The following is an 18,881-nucleotide window of genomic DNA, read 5'->3' as shown; positions in this document are numbered from 1 at the left end:
TTTCATATTTTAGATAACTGAGTAATGATTGTTACGAACAGAGTCTGCAAGTGGATGCTGTTGAAGACTTACTAAGGCGTTAGTCAGTGCAACCAAGCTTTCGTCTGTAGCACTACCTTTGACATTGCTAAAACTTTTAGTCTTCGTGATGTTTTTCCCTTCCTCATTTACACCGGTAATAAAAACAAGTGAGAGTCGAGTTTGTTGTGCTTCATTCATGTGATCACCTCCTTTCATTATTTATATAGCTTGGTTGAATAGTTTCTGGTGAAGTGATAGAAAATAATTTATTGATGAGTTTGTAATAAGATGTTAGTGGGTAATTAATAAAAGCTAGGAATACCTATAAATTCTTCTGATGGGAAAGGGTGGAAGGCGTGAAGATAAATCAATCAAATGTTGAATCGAGACCGAGTAGTGTCTTAATTATTTCAGCTATTCTTGTCGGTCTTTTTGTTGCATGGGGAGCACTTGCACCAGAATCGCTAGACAGAGCAGCTGGTGAAGGATTAGGCTGGATGATAAATAATTTTGGCTGGTTTTATATGCTTGTTACAGCATTTTTTGTTTTGTTTGTTATTATTTTAGCTATTAGTCCATTTGGAAGAATTCGACTTGGTAAGCCGGATGAGAGACCAGAATATTCATGGTACTCATGGATTGGGATGCTGTTTGCAGCAGGAATTGGGGTTGGATTTGTTTTTTGGGGAGTTGCAGAGCCTGTTTTGTACTATTTAGATCCACCAATGGGCTTCACTGCTGAAACACCCCAGGCAGCGGTGGCTGGTTTACGTTATGCTGTCTACCACTGGGCCCTTCATCCATGGGCAATATTTTCAATTGTCGGTTTAACCTTGGCTTATGTGCAATTTAAAAAGGACCGACCGGCCTTAATTAGTTCTGCATTTTATCCACTAATCGGTGATCGTGTAAACGGGTGGTTTGGTCAAGGGATTGATATATTAGCTGTAATTGCTACGTGTACAGGGGTTGCAACCACATTCGGGTTAAGTGCACTTCAGATAACAGGTGGTCTATCCTACATTTCACCAATTCCAAATAATGTTTGGACACAGATTACTATTATAACAATCGTTACGTTTCTATTTATGTTCTCCGCTGCAAAAGGCGTGGATAAAGGAATAAAAACACTAAGTAATATCAATTTAGCAGTTGCTGGTTTACTATTGATTTTTGTTATTATTGTTGGGCCTACATTATTTATCGCTGAAAGCTTTGTCACGACACTTGGGGGCTATATTACCAATGTGGCATCAATGAGTTTAACGATGACTCCATTCACAGAGAGTGCATGGCTTGGTACAAATACGATTTTCTTTTGGGCGTGGCATATTGCTTGGGCACCTTTTATGGGGATATTTATTGCCCGCATTTCTAGGGGGAGAACGATTCGAGAATTCATGATTGGTGTTCTTCTAGTGCCAACTGTTCTAGCTGTTATATGGTTTACTACCTTTGGGGGTACTGCCCTTAATATTGAAATTGCAGGCACTGCTCCAATTGGTGATTTGGTTATGAATAATGTGGAACTAGCTTTGTTTGCAACACTTGGAGAACTTCCGTTAAGTGCGATAACGAGCTTCCTTGCTGTCCTATTAATTCTTATTTTCTTCATTACATCAGCTGATTCAGCTTCATATGTTCTAGGAACAATGACCTCTCGCGGAAGTTTAAATCCTGGTCTCATCGTTAAGATGATTTGGGGATTATTGATAGCCGGAACAGCTAGTGTATTACTACTTAGTGGTGATGGAGGCCTTGGAGCACTGCAAACTGCATCGATCATTGCCGCACTTCCATTTGCAATAATTATGGTGTTCATGATTCTAGCTGTTCTAATGATGTTAGGAAAGGATTTTAAGATAGAGGATCGGAAACGGAAGTCAAAGAGGCGTGAATCAATAACAAAAGAAATTCGTGAAGAGATATATGAAGAATTGAAAGAAGAATTGGTGGAAGATATGAAGAAAGAAATTAAAGAAGATGTTTATGAGCAAGTAAAGGAAGAGATTTATAATGAGATAACTACAGATAAGAAAAATAAATAAGGAAATAGTTTCGAGGGTATTTCTTGAGTAAATGCAAGAAATACCTGTTTTTTTACACCAAACATTCATTACTTTCATAAGCTAATAATGCTAATAGGTAGAGATTGATTATGAAAGGGTGTATTTAATTGGAAAATTACGAAAAAGACTTGATTAACCTAATGGTTGGTAAAGTCTTAAAAAAGCACGATGCTAAGTCAACTGCTGAACTGTCTGAAGAAGAAAAAAATAAGGTTAAAGATGTTGTGGAACAAATACAGAGTGAGGTTGAGAAATTTCTACAAAATCAGAATAAAACGGTTGATGAAACTGATTTTGAACAATCAAATCAAGCTGGAGGAGAGCCAGAAATAAATCCACTTGTTCAAGAAACACTTAATAAATTAACGAACAGTAATAATGATGTTAGTAATGTGAAGACATTTATCAAGGATGAAAAAGAAGAGTAATGTGGTGGAAGTGTCACAACGGTCAAATTGATCGGTTGAGGCACTTTTTTTATTTGACTAACAAAATAGGCGTTTGATTTAGGGCAATTGACCACGCAAAAATGTCTAGGTTACATAGAGTAAATTAGAAACCGAAAGGAGGAATTGAAAATGAATCAAGATGTATACTACTCAACAGAATCAACAACGAAATCAGCAGGGTGGTCAGCATTAGACCCGAAATCAACACACCCTTGTATTCCAACTTGTGAAGAAGGTGATGATGTCGTGCAAGAAGCTGGTCAAGTAAGCAAAACATTACAACATTCTGAGGAGCTAATCTTCATTAAGGATTCTTGTGATATTACAGTAAATACAACAGATACGAAAGCGGCTGTTCAATTACAAGCTTCATTACAAGCGGCAATCGCATTAGTAATTAGCATTTCAATTGCAGATAGCGACCAAGCAGAAGAAATTACACAAGAATTACTTCAAAGCTCTAAAATTAAGCAAATCTCAGTACAGAAAACAGTAATTGAGAATTCAAGAAACGTTGAAGTAACAACAACAGATACTCAAATTGGTGTAAACATCCAATTATTACTTCAAATTCTTCTTGCGTTACTAGTAAACTTAGACATTCTTTAAGTTTATGGAAAATGAAGAAGGGCAGGGATTTTTCCTGTCCTTTTTCTCTTTTTCTACATTTAAATCCTTGTATACATAAAGTATTAAAAAATTTTTGTAACAATTGGGCGTTTGACTGAATAGAGTAGCAAAGAAGTCATTTTTATTTAAAGGGGATGAACGAATGTTTTATCATGTTAAAAATTTGCAGTACAACGCTAAGCCAACTAGACCGGACGCCGTTTACGCGAAAAAGCTTCAAGAGATTTTAGGGGGGCATTTTGGGGAAATTTCTGTAGCGATGCAATATCTATTCCAAGGATGGAATTCACGTGGAGATGAAAAATACCGTGATCTATTATTAGCTACTGGTACAGAAGAGCTAGCGCATGTTGAAATGCTTGCAACGATGATTGCTCGTTTGCTAAATGATGCCCCTATTGGTGATCAAGAGCTTGCGGCAAAGGATCCAGTGATTGGAGCTGTCTTAGGAGGGATGAACCCACAGCATGTTATAGTTTCTGGTCTAGGTTCATTGCCTGTTGATAGTGCAGGAAACCCATGGACTGCTTCATATATTGGAGCAAGCGGTAACCTATTAGCAGACTTTAGAGCTAACTTAACTGCTGAATCAATGGGGCGCCTACAAGCTGTTCGTTTATATGAAATGACGACAGACCCAGGCGTGAAGGATATGCTCTCTTGGTTAATTGCTCGTGATACGATGCATCAGAACCAGTGGTATGCAGCTATTTGTGAATTAGAGGAGAAAGAAAACATTGTCGTACCTAGTACATTCCCTCGTTCTTTAGAGAAACAGGCAGTCTCATATGAGTACTACGATTTATCTGGTGGCACAGCTAGTAAGGAAGGGCGTTGGGCTCACGGGCCAAGTATGGATGGATTAGGACAGTTCCAGTATGTTCATAATCCAGAACCTTTCGGCAAAAAACCGAGATTAAAGCCAGCTCCTCTTTATGTACATGATACTGTTTTACCAAATCCTCCACATATGCCTCCTATGTATTAAGTTAGATAAGATGTCCCCAGTGTATTGGGGCATCTTTTTTAGTTCACAAAATCTTCAACGCATCATTTAGCAAATCATATGCTACTATGATATCCTTTATATGGAATAAGGAAGGGAAGGTAAAGTATGAAAAAATATATCATGTTGCTCTTAATTGTTTTGCTATCAGCTTGTGGACAAGATGAGTTGAACTCCGGTGGCCAAGCAGTAGAGCTACTACCAATTGAAGTTGAGTTGGTGGCTCCATTAGAAGCAAATACAAATGAGGAAATTACATTTGAGGCAAGTGTTACACAAGGTGAGGAACTAGTTGATGATGCAGATGAAGTTCTGTTTGAAATTTGGTTAGAAGGTCAAAAAGAATCTGGTCAGACCTTAGAACCATCTGAACAAGAGGAGAACAATTATTTTATAACTCATACCTTTACAGAGCCTGGCACCTATCATGTACAGGCACATGTAACAGCTAGGGAACTTCACCGGATGCCAGTAGCACAAATAACGATTAGTGAAGAGCCTCAAGAACAAGCTCACGCCGAGCATGATCATGAAAATGATAGCACTGACAATGAACAGGCTGAGAAACATGAGCATCAACATCATCACGGCGAAGTAGAGATTGACGCCCAAGTGGTTGATTCTGAATTGCTGCTTTCAGCTACCCTTGATGGATCAATGCTTAAAGGAGCTAAGTTGACAATCGAGGTAAAAGATTCTTCAGGGGAAACGGTGAAGTGGCTTGATCTTTCTGAAAAAGAGGCGGGTATTTATGTGGGAAGTGAATCCGATTTAGAGGGACCAACAGATGTCGTTATTCATATCGTGAAGGATGAATTCCACGAACATGTTGAAAAAAACATAGCATTTTAGAAAACTGCATACTCAGACAAGGCCCTGAAGCTTGGACGATACCTTATCAGAGGCCCTTTCCGTGTCTGGTATATTTTATTTTATATTTGTAAAAACAATGTATGAAAATATTGAATCAATCTGAAAAAATAAGGAACGAGCAAGAGAAAGGTTGTAAAAACGCGTTAATCAGTTCAATTTAGCCAATACCTTTAGTAAGATGAATGTAGTTGGAAGCACATCAAATTCCAACTCCAAACTAAAGGAGGAATTTAAGATGAGCAAGAAACTACTTTACACATTATTAGCAGGAGCACTTTCATTAAGTGTACTTGGAGCATGCAGTGAGGGTTCTGACCCAGCAGACACTGAAGGGGTAGATCCAGTAGAAGAAGCACCAGCTGAAGAGACAGAGGAAGCAGACGAATAAAAACAAACATACTATCTTCATAGAAAATTACTTATCTGAAAGCGACTCTTATTGGTCGCTTTCTTTGTTTTGCATCATAAAAAAAAATTGGCAGAAAACTTACTAGAACAATTGTAAAAGTAAAAATATTCTGATACAAATTTATTGTAACAAAACTATTTTCAATTCAAATAACTATGTGTTAATATGCATATGCGAGCATAAATATTATATTGATAGAGAAAATTATAGGGGGTATTCGAATGAAAAAGAAATGGTGGATGTTATCATTATCGGCAGCATTATCAATTGGTTTACTAGCTGGTTGTGGAACAGCAGAGGAAGAAGAAACAACTGGAGGTGGAGACACTCCGACAGATACAACTGATACAGAGGACACGGCTGAAGCTCCTGCAGAGAAAGTTACGCTTGTTATGGGTACATCTGCAGATTATCCACCGTATGAATCGGTTGATTTAGAGACAGAGGAAATAATTGGTTTTGATATTGATATTGCTAAGCATATTACTTCAGAATTAGGATATGATTTACAGATTGAGAATATTGATTTTGAAGGACTTATTCCGGCGATACAAGCTGACCGAGTTGATTTTGTTCTATCAGGTATGACTCCAACTGAAGAAAGAAAGGAAAATGTTGATTTCTCCGATATTTACTTTACAGCAGTAAATTTAATTGTTACGACAGAGGATGCTGGTATTGCTTCAATGGAAGATCTGGAAGGCAAGAAGGTTGGTGTTCAGTTAGGTTCAATTCAAGAAGGAGAGGCTGACAAATTATCTGAAGAACTAGGTTTTGAAGTTGTGAAGTTAAATCGAATTCCTGAAATTGTTCAAGAATTGATGACAGGACGTATTGATGCAATTATTATGGAGGACACTGTTGCTGCAGGTTATATTGAAGCACAAGACCTTTCAAGCTTCGAACTTCCTGTTGAAGACGATACTGAGCTAGGATCAGCGATTGCATTTCCTAAGGGAAGCGAGCTTCAAGAGCCGTTTAATGAAAAATTAAATGAAATGATTGACAGTGGATTAATGGATGAATTAATCATTAAATGGTTTGATGATCAAGAAGAATAATAGATAAGTTTTATACAGGAAGGATAATAGGGCATGAATTTGGATTTTAGCCAAATCGTGCCCCATATCCCTTTTATTTTAAAAGGGATCGGGGTCACGTTACAGTTTGTATCTGTATCATTAGTGTTAGGTCTTGCGTTAGGAACGATCTTATCGATTTTCAAGATTGGTCGTTTTGCTTTTTTAAGGTTTTTAGCGGATGCGTATACGTCTTTATTCCGTGGGACCCCATTAATTTTACAATTAATGATTTTGTATTACGGAGTACCACAATTCGGGATTGACATCTCAGCATATGTAGCAGGAGTTTTAGCGTTTGGATTGAATTCAGCAGCGTATGTGTCTGAGATTATTCGAGCGGGGATAAGAGCAGTAGATAAGGGACAACAAGAGGCAGCAGTTGCACTAGGCATTCCATATCGTCAAATGATGACGAATATTATATTACCACAAGCATTTAGAAATATTTTACCAGCACTTTTTAATGAATTTATCAATCTAACAAAAGAGTCAGCAATTGTTTCTATTATTGGTGTGATGGATTTAATGCGTCGTGCCCAAGTAGTTAATGCACAGATTTATAGAAGCTTTGAATCACTTCTTCTTGTAGGTCTTGTTTACTATATACTTGTGATGCTCCTTACAATCATTGGGCGTCTCATTGAAAGGAGATTACAGCGTAGTGATTAAGATAGAAGATCTTCATAAATCATTTGGTAAAGTAAATGTACTAAAAGGGATTACGACTGAAATAAAAAAAGGTGATGTTGTAGCAATTATTGGTCCTTCTGGTTCAGGTAAGTCAACATTTCTAAGATGTCTTAATCTTCTTGAACCACCGTCAGCAGGAAAAGTCTGGGTGCAAGGTCAAGAACTAACCGATCCAAAAACGAATGTACGTCGTGTAAGGCAGCATATCGGGATGGTCTTTCAGCATTTTCATTTGTTTCCGCACAAGACTGTCTTAGGAAACTTAATCTATGCACCAATGACAGTAAGTGGTCTTTCGAAACAAGAAGCAACAGATCGAGCTGAGGCTCTACTCGCGAAAGTTGGACTTTCTGACAAAAGAGACGAATATCCTAACCGCTTATCTGGTGGACAAAAGCAGCGTGTTGCCATTGCTAGGGCTCTTGCGATGGAACCAGAAGTTATGTTGTTTGATGAACCTACATCAGCATTAGATCCAGAAATGGTTAAAGAGGTACTAGAGGTCATGAAGGACCTAGCTGAATCTGGAATGACGATGGCCATCGTGACACATGAAATGGGCTTCGCCAAAGAAGTAGCTGATCGCGTGTTATTTTTGGATCATGGAGTATTGATGGAGGACTCACCACCTGATGTTTTCTTCACTGAACCTAAATCTGAACGTGCAAAAGAATTTTTAGCCAAAGTATTATAAATGATCGAAGTATGTTTGGACTGAATAGTAAGGAAAATAAAACGACTTGTATAGCTACAGGTCGTTTTTTGTCATTTAATTAGTCATAAATTAGTGTGAAACTATGCTACACTACAAAAAAACAATTGAGGTGTCTCTATGCCATTTCGGATAGGCTATCGAACGTTGAAAACGGGGGTCGGAGCAAGTCTGTCAGTATTTATTGCTCAGGCATTACAGCTGGACTTCTATGGTTCTGCAGCAATTATTACTATCTTATGTATCTCTGTTACGAGAAGAAGCTCTTTGCAAGTGTCTTGGTATCGTATAGCAGCATGTCTTGTTGCGATGTTGTTTTGCGGAGTATTATTTGAATTACTTGGCTATGAGCCGTGGATACTTGGATTATTAATTTTATTATTTATACCAACTGTTGTCATGTTAAAAGTGAGTGAAGGGATCGTAACGAGTACCGTTATTATTTTACATATATACACAGCTGGATATCTGAGCTGGGAATTAATTATTAATGAGATTTCCCTCATCGTTATAGGTGTAGGTATTGCCCTTCTAATGAATTTGTATATGCCTAGTAATGATAAGAAGCTGAGATATTACCACAAAGAAATCGAAGAGCATTTCAAGAGGATTTTAAAGGAGTTAGCGATTTATTTACGAAATGGTGAAAGTGAATGGGACGGGAAGGAAATTCCTGAAACGGTTGAATTGCTTACAAAAGGAAAGAGTCTTGCCTTTTTAAATAGTCAAAACCACATTTTGCGCTATGACGATCAATATTATTATTATTTCAACATGAGGGAAAAACAGTTTGAAATCTTGGAGAGGGTCATTCCACATGTTTCAAGAATCCATCAGATCGTTGAACAGAGTGAAGTGATTGCGGATTTATTTGAAGAATTAAGTCAATCAGTTAGCCCTGCCAATAGAGTCCCATATTTTTTAGAACGACTTGATCAAATAAAAAAGCAGTTTGAGGCGATGCCTTTGCCATTATCGAGGGAAGAGTTTGAAGTAAGATCAACATTGCTATACATTATGTACGAATTAGAAGAATACCTTCGTATAAAGGATCGCCTGTGGAATCATGCGGATAAAAAGAAGATGTAAGAGATAAACTAACGGAAAAAGAGAAGGGGGCTTTAACGTGCGACTTTCTATTCTGTCACTGTTAGTATTTCTCGTTGCTTCACCGATTTGGCCGGTAGGAGAGAACCCGATCAATGGGGACCCTTTCATTATTGTGAATGTTGAGACAAATGAACTTGCTTATATAAATGATGGTGAAATCAAAGAGGTTCATCATGTAGCTACTGGTAAGGATGGTGATGAGACACCAAAAGGGGTCTTTCAAATTATCGTAAAAGCTCAAAATCCATATTATCGTAAGAAGGATATTCCAGGGGGGGACCCTAACAATCCACTTGGAACTAGATGGATCGGATTCGATGCGAATGACACAGATGGTCGAACATTTGGAATTCATGGGACAAATCGTCCAGATTCAATTGGACAATCGGTTACCGCTGGTTGCATCCGGTTACCTAATAAGACGGTAGAAGCATTATTTGACTATATACCACTTGGGACAAAGATCGCCATTACAGATAACGTGGAGCACACCTTTTTAGAACTAGCAAAAGAATATGGTGCTGTACAATAACAAAGAGGCTGGGACAAAAGTGATTTAACTAATAGAAAAACCGAACAATATAGTTGGCGGACGTAAAACCGCTACTGAAATATACTTCGCTTTCCGCTGGAAGCCGGTGAGCCTCCTCGTCTACGACTGTGGGGTCTCATCCTTGGCTTTATCATCCCGCAGGAGTCTGCGTATATTTCATCCGCTACGTAATTGCTTTGTTCGATATTTCAGTTAGACACTTTAGTTATGTCCTAGCCTCTTTAGGGTTAAATTAGAAAAATGAGACACCCATTAAAAGTGTACCGACAACCATTGTAATAATCATAATATAAATAATTGTTTTTTGAAATTTACGTGGCATTTCATAACCCTCCTCTATCATCCTCTAACTATATTTTACTTGCTTCTTGAACTTAGGACAAGGGGATTTGATGATTAGTAACAAAATGGCAGAACTTAATGGTTTGAACTTGCACTTTTGCGAGGAGAACGATACGATTTATTATAATGAAAAGTAGGAGGCTATACATATGATTAACGAAAAACGTTTAGTAGAGGAATTCCTCGAATTAGTCCAAATTGATTCAGAAACAAAACATGAGCAATTAATCGCTCCAGTATTAAAAAAGAAGTTCGAGGATCTTGGTTTAACGGTTGTCGAAGATGATGCTGCAGCAAAGACAGAGCATGCAGCAGGTAATCTCATTTGTACGTTAGAAGGGTCAAAACAAGGGGTAGAGCCAATCTATTTCACATCACATATGGACACAGTTGTTCCAGGACAAGGAATTAAGCCTTCCATCAAAGATGGATATGTCGTGACCGATGGAACAACGATTCTTGGAGCGGATGATAAGGCCGGAATTGCAGCAATGCTTGAAGCGATTCGGAGCTTGAAAGAAGAAAAGATTGAACATGGCTTAATTCAATTTATTATTACTGTTGGGGAAGAATCAGGACTCGTTGGAGCTAAGGCGCTTGATCCTGCACTATTAAAAGCTTCTTTCGGTTTTGCTCTTGATAGTGATGGTCCTGTCGGAAACATTATTGTTGCTGCACCAACTCAAGCGAAGGTACATGCAACGGTGCTTGGCAAGACAGCTCATGCTGGGGTTGCACCAGAGAAGGGGATTTCTGCTATTACAGTTGCTGCCAAGGCGATTTCTAATATGCCTTTAGGCCGAATTGACGAAGAAACAACAGCTAATATTGGACGTTTTGAGGGTGGGACACAAACGAATATTGTTTGTGATCATGTATCCATTCTTGCGGAAGCTCGTTCATTAATCGAAGACAAGATGTTAGCCCAAGTTGCTAAAATGAAAGAAGCATTTGAAACAACTGCTGAGCAAATGGGTACCTCTGCTATTGTTGAAGTCGATATTATGTATCCTGGTTTCAAGCTAGGGGATGGAGACAAGGTTGTTGAAGTAGCTAAAAAGGCAATGGAAGCAATCGGAAGAAAGCCTGAATTACTACAAAGTGGTGGCGGAAGTGATGCGAATATTTTTGCAGGGCATGGCGTCCCAACTGTCAACCTTGCTGTAGGATATGAAGACATTCATACAAAAAATGAACGTATGCCAATAGGTGAGCTAGTAAAATTATCTGAGGCTGTAGTTGCAGTAATTAAAGAAGTATCTAAATAAAAGAGGAAAACCGATCCCATTTATGAGATCGGTTTTTTTATCATTCGTTGAGTGGTTATATTCGAGGAATCAAGCACAAGAAAAACAAAGTCTAATGAATTAGGAAACAGGAGGACTTGTTTGTTCCAAACTCCATACTTTCTAAAATATGTTCTTCTGTATCCCCAATCATTGCAGCCATTTCTGCAACGGATGGTGAATGCTTTTCTTCGACTTTTGCTAGTTTTTGGATGGCGTTCACTTGTTTAAAAACATCAATGTAACTTAAATGACAATACATGAAAGCCACTCCTTTTTAATCAATTTCAATTAATGATCTTACCTCTTACTCTATAGAAATTACTGAAAAACTGCAAGCTCATTATTCTGTTAAAAACGAACGTATTTTCGTATAATAAGAAGAGAGAGGGGGGAGTTTGATGAATCAAGCCCGTATTATTTTTCATGTTGACATGAATAGTTTCTTTGCCTCAGTTGAAGTGGCTCATAACCCGAAGCTTAAGGGCAAACCACTTGCAATTGCTGGTAATCCAGAAGAAAGAAGAGGCATCATCGTTACAAGTACGTATGAAGCCAGGGCAAAAGGGGTCAAAACAACAATGCCGATTTGGCAAGCGAAGAAACTCTGTCCTAATTTGTTAATCCTTCCCCCGAACGGTGAGCGGTATCGAACGGCATCCCAAGCAATATTTGACATTTTATTTTCATATACACCTTTAGTTCAGCAAGTCTCTATTGACGAGGGATATATGGATGTGACGAGTTATAGTAAGGAGATCCATCCATTACAATTAGCCAAAGAGATACAAGCAAGGATTTTTGATGAGCTTAGACTACCATGTAGTATTGGAGTTGCTCCGAATAAGTTTCTAGCTAAAATGGCTAGTGACATGAAAAAACCAAACGGAATTACCGTTCTAAGAAAAAGGGACATCGATTCAATGCTTTGGCAGCTGCCAATTGAACAGATGCACGGAATTGGGAAAAGAACGGTAGACACGTGGAAAAAACATGAGATCCACACGATTGGTGATTTGGCTAAGGCAGATAAGCAAAAACTTGTTCAGAAGTTTGGTGAACGGGGATTACAATTATGGAGTCGAGCGAATGGAATAGATGTTCGTCCGGTCAATCCTCACGCATATAAGGAATTTAAGTCAATTGGGCACTCAACGACACTAAGGGCTGATACAGATAACCTCGCAGTCATTCAAGCAACTTTTGATCAGCTTGCTTTGAGAGTGAACGAACGTCTCAGGAAAAATAATGTTTATGCGAGAGGTGTACAAATAACGATCCGGTATCATGATTGGAAAATGGTAACAAAGAGCCATAAAGTCGAGCATCCTATTCAATCAATAGAGGATTTACGAAAAGAAGCGAGGCTCTTATTTGATAAGGGGTGGAATCATGAGCGGATTAGACTTCTTGGAATTAGTACGTATGATTTAGTTGATCAACAATATGCCTATAAACAACTGGATTTATTTACGTACAAAGCAGATATCAAAAAGGACCAATTAAATGCAACAATAGAAAAAATTAGACAACGTTATGGTAGTGATAGTTTAAATATCGGTTGGAAGAAACAAAAGGGGGAACAAGAATAAGTAAACATCGATCCTATTTGGTCCGATATACAAAGTAGAACTTTGAATGAGTGGGAGTGTAAACCAATGCAAATACAACATCAAGGAATGACCTCTTCGCCTCAGGTTGAGCGTGGAACGCAGCTTAAGGAAGGCGATATCTATAAAGCCACAGTCAAACAAATCAACAAAGAAGAAGCGGTTTTGTCGATTCGTGGTAAAGAGGTACCAGTTAAATTTGAAGGATCACTCCCAACAAGTGATCGTGTAAATATCCAAGTGATTGATAATAAATCTGATGTCATGAAAGTAAAGGTTGTTGAAGACTCAAAAGGATCTGCTCAGACAAATGCGAGTGAGGGCAATCAGTCTAAGCGACAGTCTGATGTCGTGCAAACATTACGACAGCTAGGGGTAAATCAACCAACCGCTGAATTGAAACAGGCCGCATCAACCCTTCTTAATAAGGGTGTTGACCTATCGCCAGAGTCTGTTCAAGAATTACAGCGTTTTTTAAGCAAAGGACCAATTGAACAGAAAATGCGAACAATTGAGGCACTTGCTAATAAACGTCTGGATGTCACAGCAAATCATCTGAAAGCAGTTGACGAAGCTCTAAATGGTCGTTCCTTCAATCAGGTTCTAAGTGATCTAGCAAAAGAACTTGATCAAGACTTTAACGTACAGCCACGTGAACGACATGCGCAAGGACAGGAAGGGAGTAATAAGGTAACCTCCCCACAAGAAATTCGAAATCTAGTAAACAATGGTTCTATCAAGCAGGCCGTCGAAAAACTAGGTACTGTAGTGAACGATCTACCTAACACATCAGATATAGATGGAATAAAAAGAAGTAGTGAACAGTTATCAGCAGAGGCTCGCCAATTAAATAGGGTAGCCATTGACCGAGTGGTCCAAGCATTACCTCAAGATGTAGCAGAGAGTGAGATGGTTCAACAACTGCGAAATCTCATTGCACGAGAAGGAATTACTCCAGAGGTAAGAAGTCAATTATCAGCCTTAACGGAAAATCAATCAAATGAGTTATTAAATAGAGCAGTAAAACAAGCTCTACAACTTCAACAAGTTGCTGGGGAGAAAATTCTTCAATCGCTTAATTTAATTGAGCAACTTTCATCAAGTAAAAATATAAACTCGGATCAAGTGAATAAGCCTAATGCTACTTTCCTTCAGCAAACAATGAGCATGTTACAGAAGGAACCAGTGTTTGAGAAAATCCTTCAATCCATTCAGGCGCAACTTGATGGTATGGAGTTACCTGAAAATAGCAAACAATCATTACGTCAAATCATTGAGCATGCAGCTAGTCTTAATACACAAGGAAGGGAACTTAAAGCTCGTCAAGAACTGTCAAATGGACTGCAACAACTCGAGCAGACGATCCAAACTAATCAAGCGTTAGCAGTACCAAAGGAAGCAGCATATGCCCAGGATGATCTTCTTCATAGCATGCAGGCAGCAAGTAAGGCAATAGCTGTTACGACGGTTACTGAAAAGATGGCTCAAATGACAGGAGATTTTAAATCTCTTCAACGTGAAGTAAATCGAACATTAGATCAAGCAACTCGATTACTTGATCAATTTAGAAACCAAGCACAGTCACAAGTGAAGCCAATGCTTGAGGCAACGATCAAGAAATTAGATCATGCGATATTAAAAAGCGAAATGATGCTTTTTACAGATATGAAAACAGAGCGACAACTCATGCAAGCGAGCAGCCAGCTTACGGAGGCGAAGAAGCTTCTAGCAAAAGGACAGCATGTAGAGGCAAATAAAATTGTTAAAGAAGTTACCCAGCTTATTGATAAGGTTCACTTTCAACCTTCTGACACGAAAGTAAAGCATTATACAGCAGCAAGAGAGATGGCATTACGTGATTTATCTCCAGAACAAGCTGTCCCGAGACAGATTGCTGAGATAGCGAGAGGTCCTGTTCAAGAGAGCTCACCACGTGCAATGCTTGAAATGGTAAGAATGCTCGGATTAAATCGTGATAGTGAAATGGCACAGCAATTAGCAAATGGTGGGCGTGAACAGCAGCAAAATGCTGATCAAAACTTGAAATCAATGCTGCTCCAATTAGCCCGTGGTGAAGAAGAAGGTTCACGTGTACAGCAACTAGCAAATCAGGCCCTAAACAATGTAACTGGCCAACAATTACTTAGTCGTTCAGATCAACAGGGCATGCAAAGCATATTTTTCCAACTTCCGATGTTGTTAGAAAATAATGTTGAAAACTTGCAAGTCTTTGTGAATTCGCGTAATGAGGGGCAAGAAGTTGATTGGGAGAATTGCAGCATTTATTTTTTAATGCAGACACCTAAGATGGGCGATATTGGTATTTTGGTTTCAGCTAAAGACCGCCAATTGTCTGTTACGATGAAAAATGATCAACAGGATTTCAAACAAAAAATGACGCCACTTGTTCAACACGCTGTTGATAAATTGGTTGATATTGGCTACTCAATTAATGATATTAAGTATTCTCCTTTAAAGACTGAAGAGGAAAAGAAGGAGCTATCAATAGATAAGAAACAGAGCAATGCTGCTACAAGTTATGGGAAAGGATTTGACTTGAAAATATGATGATTTCAAAACATATAAACCAAAAACAACGACGACATATTAATGGTCCCTCTGCCGCAGTTATTCGTTATGATCATAATGAAAGTCCACAGGTTGTTGCACATGGAAAGGGACAAGTTGCTAACCAAATTATCGATTTAGCCAAAAAAAATAATATTCATATGCAAGAGGACCCGATGTTGGTTGAGAACCTACTTGATATGGACTTAGGCGACAATATCCCTCCACAGCTCTATTCAGTCATGGCTGAAATTTTGCTGCTTATTGAAGAAATGGAGAAAAAGTATTAAAGAATTTGTCGAAAGAACCGATAATAGAATTATGAAAGATTTAGTCGGAGGTGGAAGCTTTGACAGCGTTCCTCACAAAGGAAGCATTACATCAAAAATCATCGCAAGAATTAACTGCTCTTCTATATGAAGCGTGTATCAATAATTTAGAAGAAGCAATTACATTAATTAATAATAAAGACTTTCTAACTGCGAACGAAAAAATGCAAAAGGCTGGCGATATTATTCATCGCCTTGGTGCTGGTATTAACTATGAAGCTGGCATTATCGCAGACCAATTAGAACAAGTGTATAACTATATTGCAGATAAGATCATTGAGGCTAACTTTAAAAAGGATCCTTCAATCCTTCAAGAAGTGATGAACCTGCTATTAACGATAATGTCATCTTGGAATGAAGCAATGAAGATGAAACGAGATATGCAAGCTTCGACAGTTAAGTTGAAAACAAGAGCCTATGAAACTAATTCAATTTATGAGAAAGAATAGAGGAGTCTGACGATGAAAATAAACAATAATATTCAAGCACTTAACGCGTATAGAAACTTAAATAAAAACCAATTTCAAACTTCAAAAAATTTAGAAAAGCTTTCTTCTGGTTTACGTATTAACCGTGCTTCTGATGACGCCGCTGGACTAGCAATCTCTGAAAAAATGCGTTCACAAATTCGTGGATTAAAGATGGCAGAGCGTAATGCGATGGATGGTATTTCTCTAATGCAAACGTCTGAGGGAGCTATGCAGGAAGTTCATACAATGCTTCAACGTATGCGTGAGCTTGCTGTTCAGGCAGCCAATGATACAAATACAGAATATGACCGTGCACAGATCCAAAAAGAAATTGACCAGTTAAAGCTAGAGGTTGATGATATCTCAGAAAAGACGGAGTTTAATACACGTAAATTACTTAATGGGTTTAGTGCTGTATTGACGACGTTTAATGCTGATGCCAATAATGTGAACCTAGAAGGATTTCCATTAGTAAATGATGCTAATCTTGAATCTGGAGACTATCAAGTTATTCTTAAAGAAGTTGGTCCAAGTCCTAAAATCACTCAACCTGCTTCTGGATTAGGCGATAGTGTAAATGATATTCAGTTTGAGAATTTTGGAGCAGATGCAGAAGCGGATCCTATGAAATTAGGTGAATACACTCTACTTGTTCGTGATGTAGAAGAAAATGAATTTGCAAGAGTTGAAATACTAGATCCAGATGGTTTATCAATAGGGAGTAAGGTTGTAGGGATTGGCTCCAATGCAGCCGACCCAACTGCGGCTGGCTATAATGCAGATGATAGAACTGTAGCTGGTTTGTTAATTGATACGAGTAAGATTAGTGGTGCTGGAACAGTTAAAATTACGTTGGAAGCTAAAGCGGAAATTGAGTTACGAAATGTAACGGATAACGGACCTGTTACAATTCAAGCACCACGTGATCTTGTAAGCACAAACGGTGTTTTCAAACACGGTGGAATTGAATACAATTTTAATTCTAATATTAAAAATAGTCCTGTTGCAGCAGATGGTACTGTTGATCCATTTGACTTCACGATTACAAATAATGCTCTTTCATTCCAAATTGGTCCAAATACAAACCAAAATGTAATGATCGATATTCCTCGCATGGATATTGTTACACTTGGAATTGAGGATGTAAGTGTTCTTACTAATGATGATGCGAATCAAGCGATCTTCAGCTTAGATCAAGCGATTAATAGTTTATCTGATGCTCGTTCAAAGCTTGGGGCAGTTCAGAATCGTCTAGAGCATACAATCAATAATCTTCAAGTAACTCATGAGAACTTAACTGCTTCTGAATCACGTATTCGTGACGCAGATATGGCTCTTGAGATGACTGAGTTTACACGTAACAATATCTTAAACCAGTCTGCAACAGCAATGCTTGCTCAAGCCAATCAATTACCACAAGGTGTTTTACAGCTTTTACAATAAACTTTTTCTTAACTGGCGAGAGGACTTGTTCTTCTCGCCAGTTTTTCCATGATATTCATTTTCTTCTTGTGAATTTTATATGATAAACTCTAATCAGTGATTGAAACGAAAGTGGAGGTGTGTGATTTGGATATACAACGAATTGGCAAAGCAGGACTAGGGCGTGTCGAGTCTAAGAAAACTGGACCTGAGGCTAAAGTATCGTTCCAAGAGGTCATTGGCAAACAACGTGATGAAAAGGCATATGAGCGTCTATCGCAGCTCATGCAAAAAATAGATGATCAAGGAAAGGTTCTTTCAGAAACACGAACGGTTGACGAGCTTAGAAAATATAAGCAGCTCGTGAAGGATTTCATGGAGGATGCTGTTCAATTTGGATTAAGCCTTGAAGAGAGACGTGGTTTTAACCGAAGAGGAAGAACGAAAATATATAAAATTGTTGAGGAAGTGGATCGTAAACTTCTAGACCTAACAGATGCTGTATTAAAGAAAGAGAAAAAGGGATTAGATATTTTAAATATGGTTGGAGAAATTAAGGGATTGTTAGTAAACATTTATGCATAGGGTATCTGTGCTATGAAATATACATTCACTTACAAAACGACCATTGAGGCACCAATTGATGACGTGTGGGATTTTTTTTCTACAGCTGAGAATTTGGCAAAAATCACGTCTTTCCCCAAAATAAAGATTGAATCAGATCCTCGGACTATGCAAGGCAATGAAATAGTGATGAGCTTAGGCTTTTCGTTGATTCGAATGAAGTGGATTTCTCTAATTGAAGATGTCGAAGCACCATTGCTATTTGTTGATAAAGGACTAGTAATGCCTTTTCCGTTTACGTATTGGAAGCACAAGCATGCATTTGAACGTTATGAAGATCGACCTGACAAAACGTTAATGACAGATAGTCTTGTTGTTGAAGCATATCTACCAGAGAAACTAATTCATCTCTTTCTTAATCAAATGTTCAAGGGGAGAGAGAAAGCTTTAAAGGAAGTATTTCATAGCTAATACAAATAGAACGCTGCTGATAGCCTCGGCAGCGTTCTTTCGCATCCATTTATGATTTCTAGTTATAAGGCTGTTAAAGAAAAATTAAGGGTGCCCCCATCCCGATAGAGGTTTGAAGTGCCTTTTTATGCCTATTTTCTCTATTACAAAAAAGTATCTAATTGAAATACCGAAAACAGCAATCACGTAGCGGATGAAATATACGTAGACTCCTG

General features: G+C 38.3%; 22 protein-coding genes. 19 read left to right on the top strand and 3 right to left on the bottom strand.

The window, feature by feature from the left end:
• Positions 1-9: 9 nt before the first annotated feature.
• Positions 10-219: a DUF1659 domain-containing protein gene (locus J7W16_RS08710; protein ID WP_210596909.1), complete on the bottom strand. Its 210-nt coding sequence runs from the start codon at positions 217-219 to the stop codon at positions 10-12.
• Positions 220-377: 158 nt separating this feature from the next.
• On the opposite strand from J7W16_RS08710, the gene J7W16_RS08705 reads away from it, so the two are divergent.
• From J7W16_RS08705 to J7W16_RS08655, 11 genes are all read left to right on the top strand, one after another.
• Positions 378-2,069 carry a BCCT family transporter gene (locus J7W16_RS08705; protein WP_346726915.1) on the top strand — a complete coding sequence of 564 codons (1,692 nt, stop codon included), beginning with the start codon at positions 378-380 and terminating at the stop codon, positions 2,067-2,069.
• 128 nt (positions 2,070-2,197) lie between these two features.
• Positions 2,198-2,518, top strand: coding sequence for a hypothetical protein (locus tag J7W16_RS08700; protein WP_210596908.1), 321 nt, complete (start codon positions 2,198-2,200; stop codon positions 2,516-2,518).
• Positions 2,519-2,668: 150 nt separating this feature from the next.
• On the top strand, positions 2,669-3,148 hold the full coding sequence (locus J7W16_RS08695) for a spore coat protein (protein WP_210596907.1): 480 nt from the start codon (positions 2,669-2,671) through the stop codon (positions 3,146-3,148).
• Between the two features lie 163 nt (positions 3,149-3,311).
• The gene (locus J7W16_RS08690) at positions 3,312-4,157 is read left to right on the top strand and encodes a manganese catalase (RefSeq protein WP_210596906.1); all 846 of its coding nucleotides are present in this window, start codon (positions 3,312-3,314) and stop codon (positions 4,155-4,157) included.
• 126 nt (positions 4,158-4,283) lie between these two features.
• Positions 4,284-5,027, top strand: coding sequence for a FixH family protein (locus tag J7W16_RS08685; RefSeq protein ID WP_210596905.1), 744 nt, complete (start codon positions 4,284-4,286; stop codon positions 5,025-5,027).
• A gap of 256 nt (positions 5,028-5,283) precedes the next feature.
• On the top strand, positions 5,284-5,436 hold the full coding sequence (locus J7W16_RS08680) for a hypothetical protein (RefSeq protein WP_210596904.1): 153 nt from the start codon (positions 5,284-5,286) through the stop codon (positions 5,434-5,436).
• A 242-nt stretch (positions 5,437-5,678) separates the two neighbouring features.
• Positions 5,679-6,518, top strand: coding sequence for a transporter substrate-binding domain-containing protein (locus J7W16_RS08675; protein WP_210596903.1), 840 nt, complete (start codon positions 5,679-5,681; stop codon positions 6,516-6,518).
• 33 nt (positions 6,519-6,551) lie between these two features.
• Positions 6,552-7,208, top strand: a complete 657-nt coding sequence (locus J7W16_RS08670) for an amino acid ABC transporter permease (RefSeq protein ID WP_210596902.1) — start codon at positions 6,552-6,554, stop codon at positions 7,206-7,208.
• Positions 7,201-7,923: an amino acid ABC transporter ATP-binding protein gene (locus J7W16_RS08665; protein ID WP_210596901.1), complete on the top strand. Its 723-nt coding sequence runs from the start codon at positions 7,201-7,203 to the stop codon at positions 7,921-7,923. Before J7W16_RS08670 ends, J7W16_RS08665 begins: the two co-directional genes overlap by 8 nt.
• Positions 7,924-8,061: 138 nt before the next feature.
• Positions 8,062-9,030, top strand: a complete 969-nt coding sequence (locus tag J7W16_RS08660) for an aromatic acid exporter family protein (RefSeq protein ID WP_210596900.1) — start codon at positions 8,062-8,064, stop codon at positions 9,028-9,030.
• A 37-nt stretch (positions 9,031-9,067) separates the two neighbouring features.
• Positions 9,068-9,583, top strand: coding sequence for a L,D-transpeptidase (locus J7W16_RS08655; protein WP_346726914.1), 516 nt, complete (start codon positions 9,068-9,070; stop codon positions 9,581-9,583).
• A gap of 253 nt (positions 9,584-9,836) precedes the next feature.
• Here the strand turns inward: J7W16_RS08655 and prli42 are convergent, their stop codons facing one another.
• Positions 9,837-9,926 carry a stressosome-associated protein Prli42 gene (gene prli42, locus J7W16_RS08650; protein ID WP_210596899.1) on the bottom strand — a complete coding sequence of 30 codons (90 nt, stop codon included), beginning with the start codon at positions 9,924-9,926 and terminating at the stop codon, positions 9,837-9,839.
• A gap of 169 nt (positions 9,927-10,095) precedes the next feature.
• Between prli42 and J7W16_RS08645 the strand changes: the two genes are divergently transcribed.
• Positions 10,096-11,214 carry a M20/M25/M40 family metallo-hydrolase gene (locus J7W16_RS08645; RefSeq protein WP_210596898.1) on the top strand — a complete coding sequence of 373 codons (1,119 nt, stop codon included), beginning with the start codon at positions 10,096-10,098 and terminating at the stop codon, positions 11,212-11,214.
• A 91-nt stretch (positions 11,215-11,305) separates the two neighbouring features.
• Here J7W16_RS08645 and J7W16_RS08640 read toward each other — a convergent pair whose 3' ends face one another.
• Entirely contained in the window at positions 11,306-11,494 is a 189-nt protein-coding gene (locus tag J7W16_RS08640; protein WP_210596897.1) for a hypothetical protein, read from the bottom strand.
• Between the two features lie 139 nt (positions 11,495-11,633).
• Between J7W16_RS08640 and J7W16_RS08635 the strand changes: the two genes are divergently transcribed.
• From J7W16_RS08635 to J7W16_RS08605, 7 genes are all read left to right on the top strand, one after another.
• Positions 11,634-12,824 (top strand): DNA polymerase IV, encoded by a 1,191-nt coding sequence (locus tag J7W16_RS08635; RefSeq protein ID WP_210596896.1) that lies wholly within the window; start codon positions 11,634-11,636, stop codon positions 12,822-12,824.
• A gap of 66 nt (positions 12,825-12,890) precedes the next feature.
• Positions 12,891-15,410, top strand: coding sequence for a S1 domain-containing protein (locus J7W16_RS08630; RefSeq protein WP_210596895.1), 2,520 nt, complete (start codon positions 12,891-12,893; stop codon positions 15,408-15,410).
• On the top strand, positions 15,407-15,700 hold the full coding sequence (locus J7W16_RS08625) for an EscU/YscU/HrcU family type III secretion system export apparatus switch protein (RefSeq protein ID WP_210596894.1): 294 nt from the start codon (positions 15,407-15,409) through the stop codon (positions 15,698-15,700). Before J7W16_RS08630 ends, J7W16_RS08625 begins: the two co-directional genes overlap by 4 nt.
• A 59-nt stretch (positions 15,701-15,759) precedes the next feature.
• On the top strand, positions 15,760-16,188 hold the full coding sequence (gene fliS, locus J7W16_RS08620; protein WP_210596893.1) for a flagellar export chaperone FliS: 429 nt from the start codon (positions 15,760-15,762) through the stop codon (positions 16,186-16,188).
• A gap of 12 nt (positions 16,189-16,200) precedes the next feature.
• Complete coding sequence (locus J7W16_RS08615) at positions 16,201-17,652, top strand: flagellin N-terminal helical domain-containing protein (protein ID WP_210596892.1); 1,452 nt, start codon at positions 16,201-16,203, stop codon at positions 17,650-17,652.
• A 126-nt stretch (positions 17,653-17,778) separates the two neighbouring features.
• Positions 17,779-18,216, top strand: coding sequence for a YaaR family protein (locus J7W16_RS08610; protein WP_210596891.1), 438 nt, complete (start codon positions 17,779-17,781; stop codon positions 18,214-18,216).
• Between the two features lie 12 nt (positions 18,217-18,228).
• Entirely contained in the window at positions 18,229-18,666 is a 438-nt protein-coding gene (locus tag J7W16_RS08605; protein ID WP_210596890.1) for an SRPBCC family protein, read from the top strand.
• Positions 18,667-18,881: the final 215 nt, after the last annotated feature.

The sequence above is a fragment of the Halalkalibacter suaedae genome (assembly GCF_017939705.1).
In the GTDB taxonomy this organism is placed as follows: domain Bacteria; phylum Bacillota; class Bacilli; order Bacillales; family Bacillaceae_D; genus Halalkalibacter; species Halalkalibacter suaedae.
Note: the sequence above shows the minus strand (reverse complement) of the source record. Positions and strands in the feature narration are given on the sequence as shown.

Coding starts and splice junctions, on each gene's coding strand:
- prli42 (WP_210596899.1), bottom strand. CDS start 9,926: ATGCCACGTAAATTTCAAAAAACAATTATTTATATTATGATTATTACA.
- J7W16_RS08670 (WP_210596902.1), top strand. CDS start 6,552: ATGAATTTGGATTTTAGCCAAATCGTGCCCCATATCCCTTTTATTTTA.
- J7W16_RS08605 (WP_210596890.1), top strand. CDS start 18,229: ATGAAATATACATTCACTTACAAAACGACCATTGAGGCACCAATTGAT.
- J7W16_RS08660 (WP_210596900.1), top strand. CDS start 8,062: ATGCCATTTCGGATAGGCTATCGAACGTTGAAAACGGGGGTCGGAGCA.
- J7W16_RS08630 (WP_210596895.1), top strand. CDS start 12,891: ATGCAAATACAACATCAAGGAATGACCTCTTCGCCTCAGGTTGAGCGT.
- J7W16_RS08680 (WP_210596904.1), top strand. CDS start 5,284: ATGAGCAAGAAACTACTTTACACATTATTAGCAGGAGCACTTTCATTA.
- J7W16_RS08695 (WP_210596907.1), top strand. CDS start 2,669: ATGAATCAAGATGTATACTACTCAACAGAATCAACAACGAAATCAGCA.
- J7W16_RS08675 (WP_210596903.1), top strand. CDS start 5,679: ATGAAAAAGAAATGGTGGATGTTATCATTATCGGCAGCATTATCAATT.
- J7W16_RS08690 (WP_210596906.1), top strand. CDS start 3,312: ATGTTTTATCATGTTAAAAATTTGCAGTACAACGCTAAGCCAACTAGA.
- J7W16_RS08625 (WP_210596894.1), top strand. CDS start 15,407: ATGATGATTTCAAAACATATAAACCAAAAACAACGACGACATATTAAT.
- J7W16_RS08635 (WP_210596896.1), top strand. CDS start 11,634: ATGAATCAAGCCCGTATTATTTTTCATGTTGACATGAATAGTTTCTTT.
- J7W16_RS08645 (WP_210596898.1), top strand. CDS start 10,096: ATGATTAACGAAAAACGTTTAGTAGAGGAATTCCTCGAATTAGTCCAA.
- J7W16_RS08685 (WP_210596905.1), top strand. CDS start 4,284: ATGAAAAAATATATCATGTTGCTCTTAATTGTTTTGCTATCAGCTTGT.
- J7W16_RS08710 (WP_210596909.1), bottom strand. CDS start 219: ATGAATGAAGCACAACAAACTCGACTCTCACTTGTTTTTATTACCGGT.
- J7W16_RS08640 (WP_210596897.1), bottom strand. CDS start 11,494: ATGTATTGTCATTTAAGTTACATTGATGTTTTTAAACAAGTGAACGCC.
- J7W16_RS08615 (WP_210596892.1), top strand. CDS start 16,201: ATGAAAATAAACAATAATATTCAAGCACTTAACGCGTATAGAAACTTA.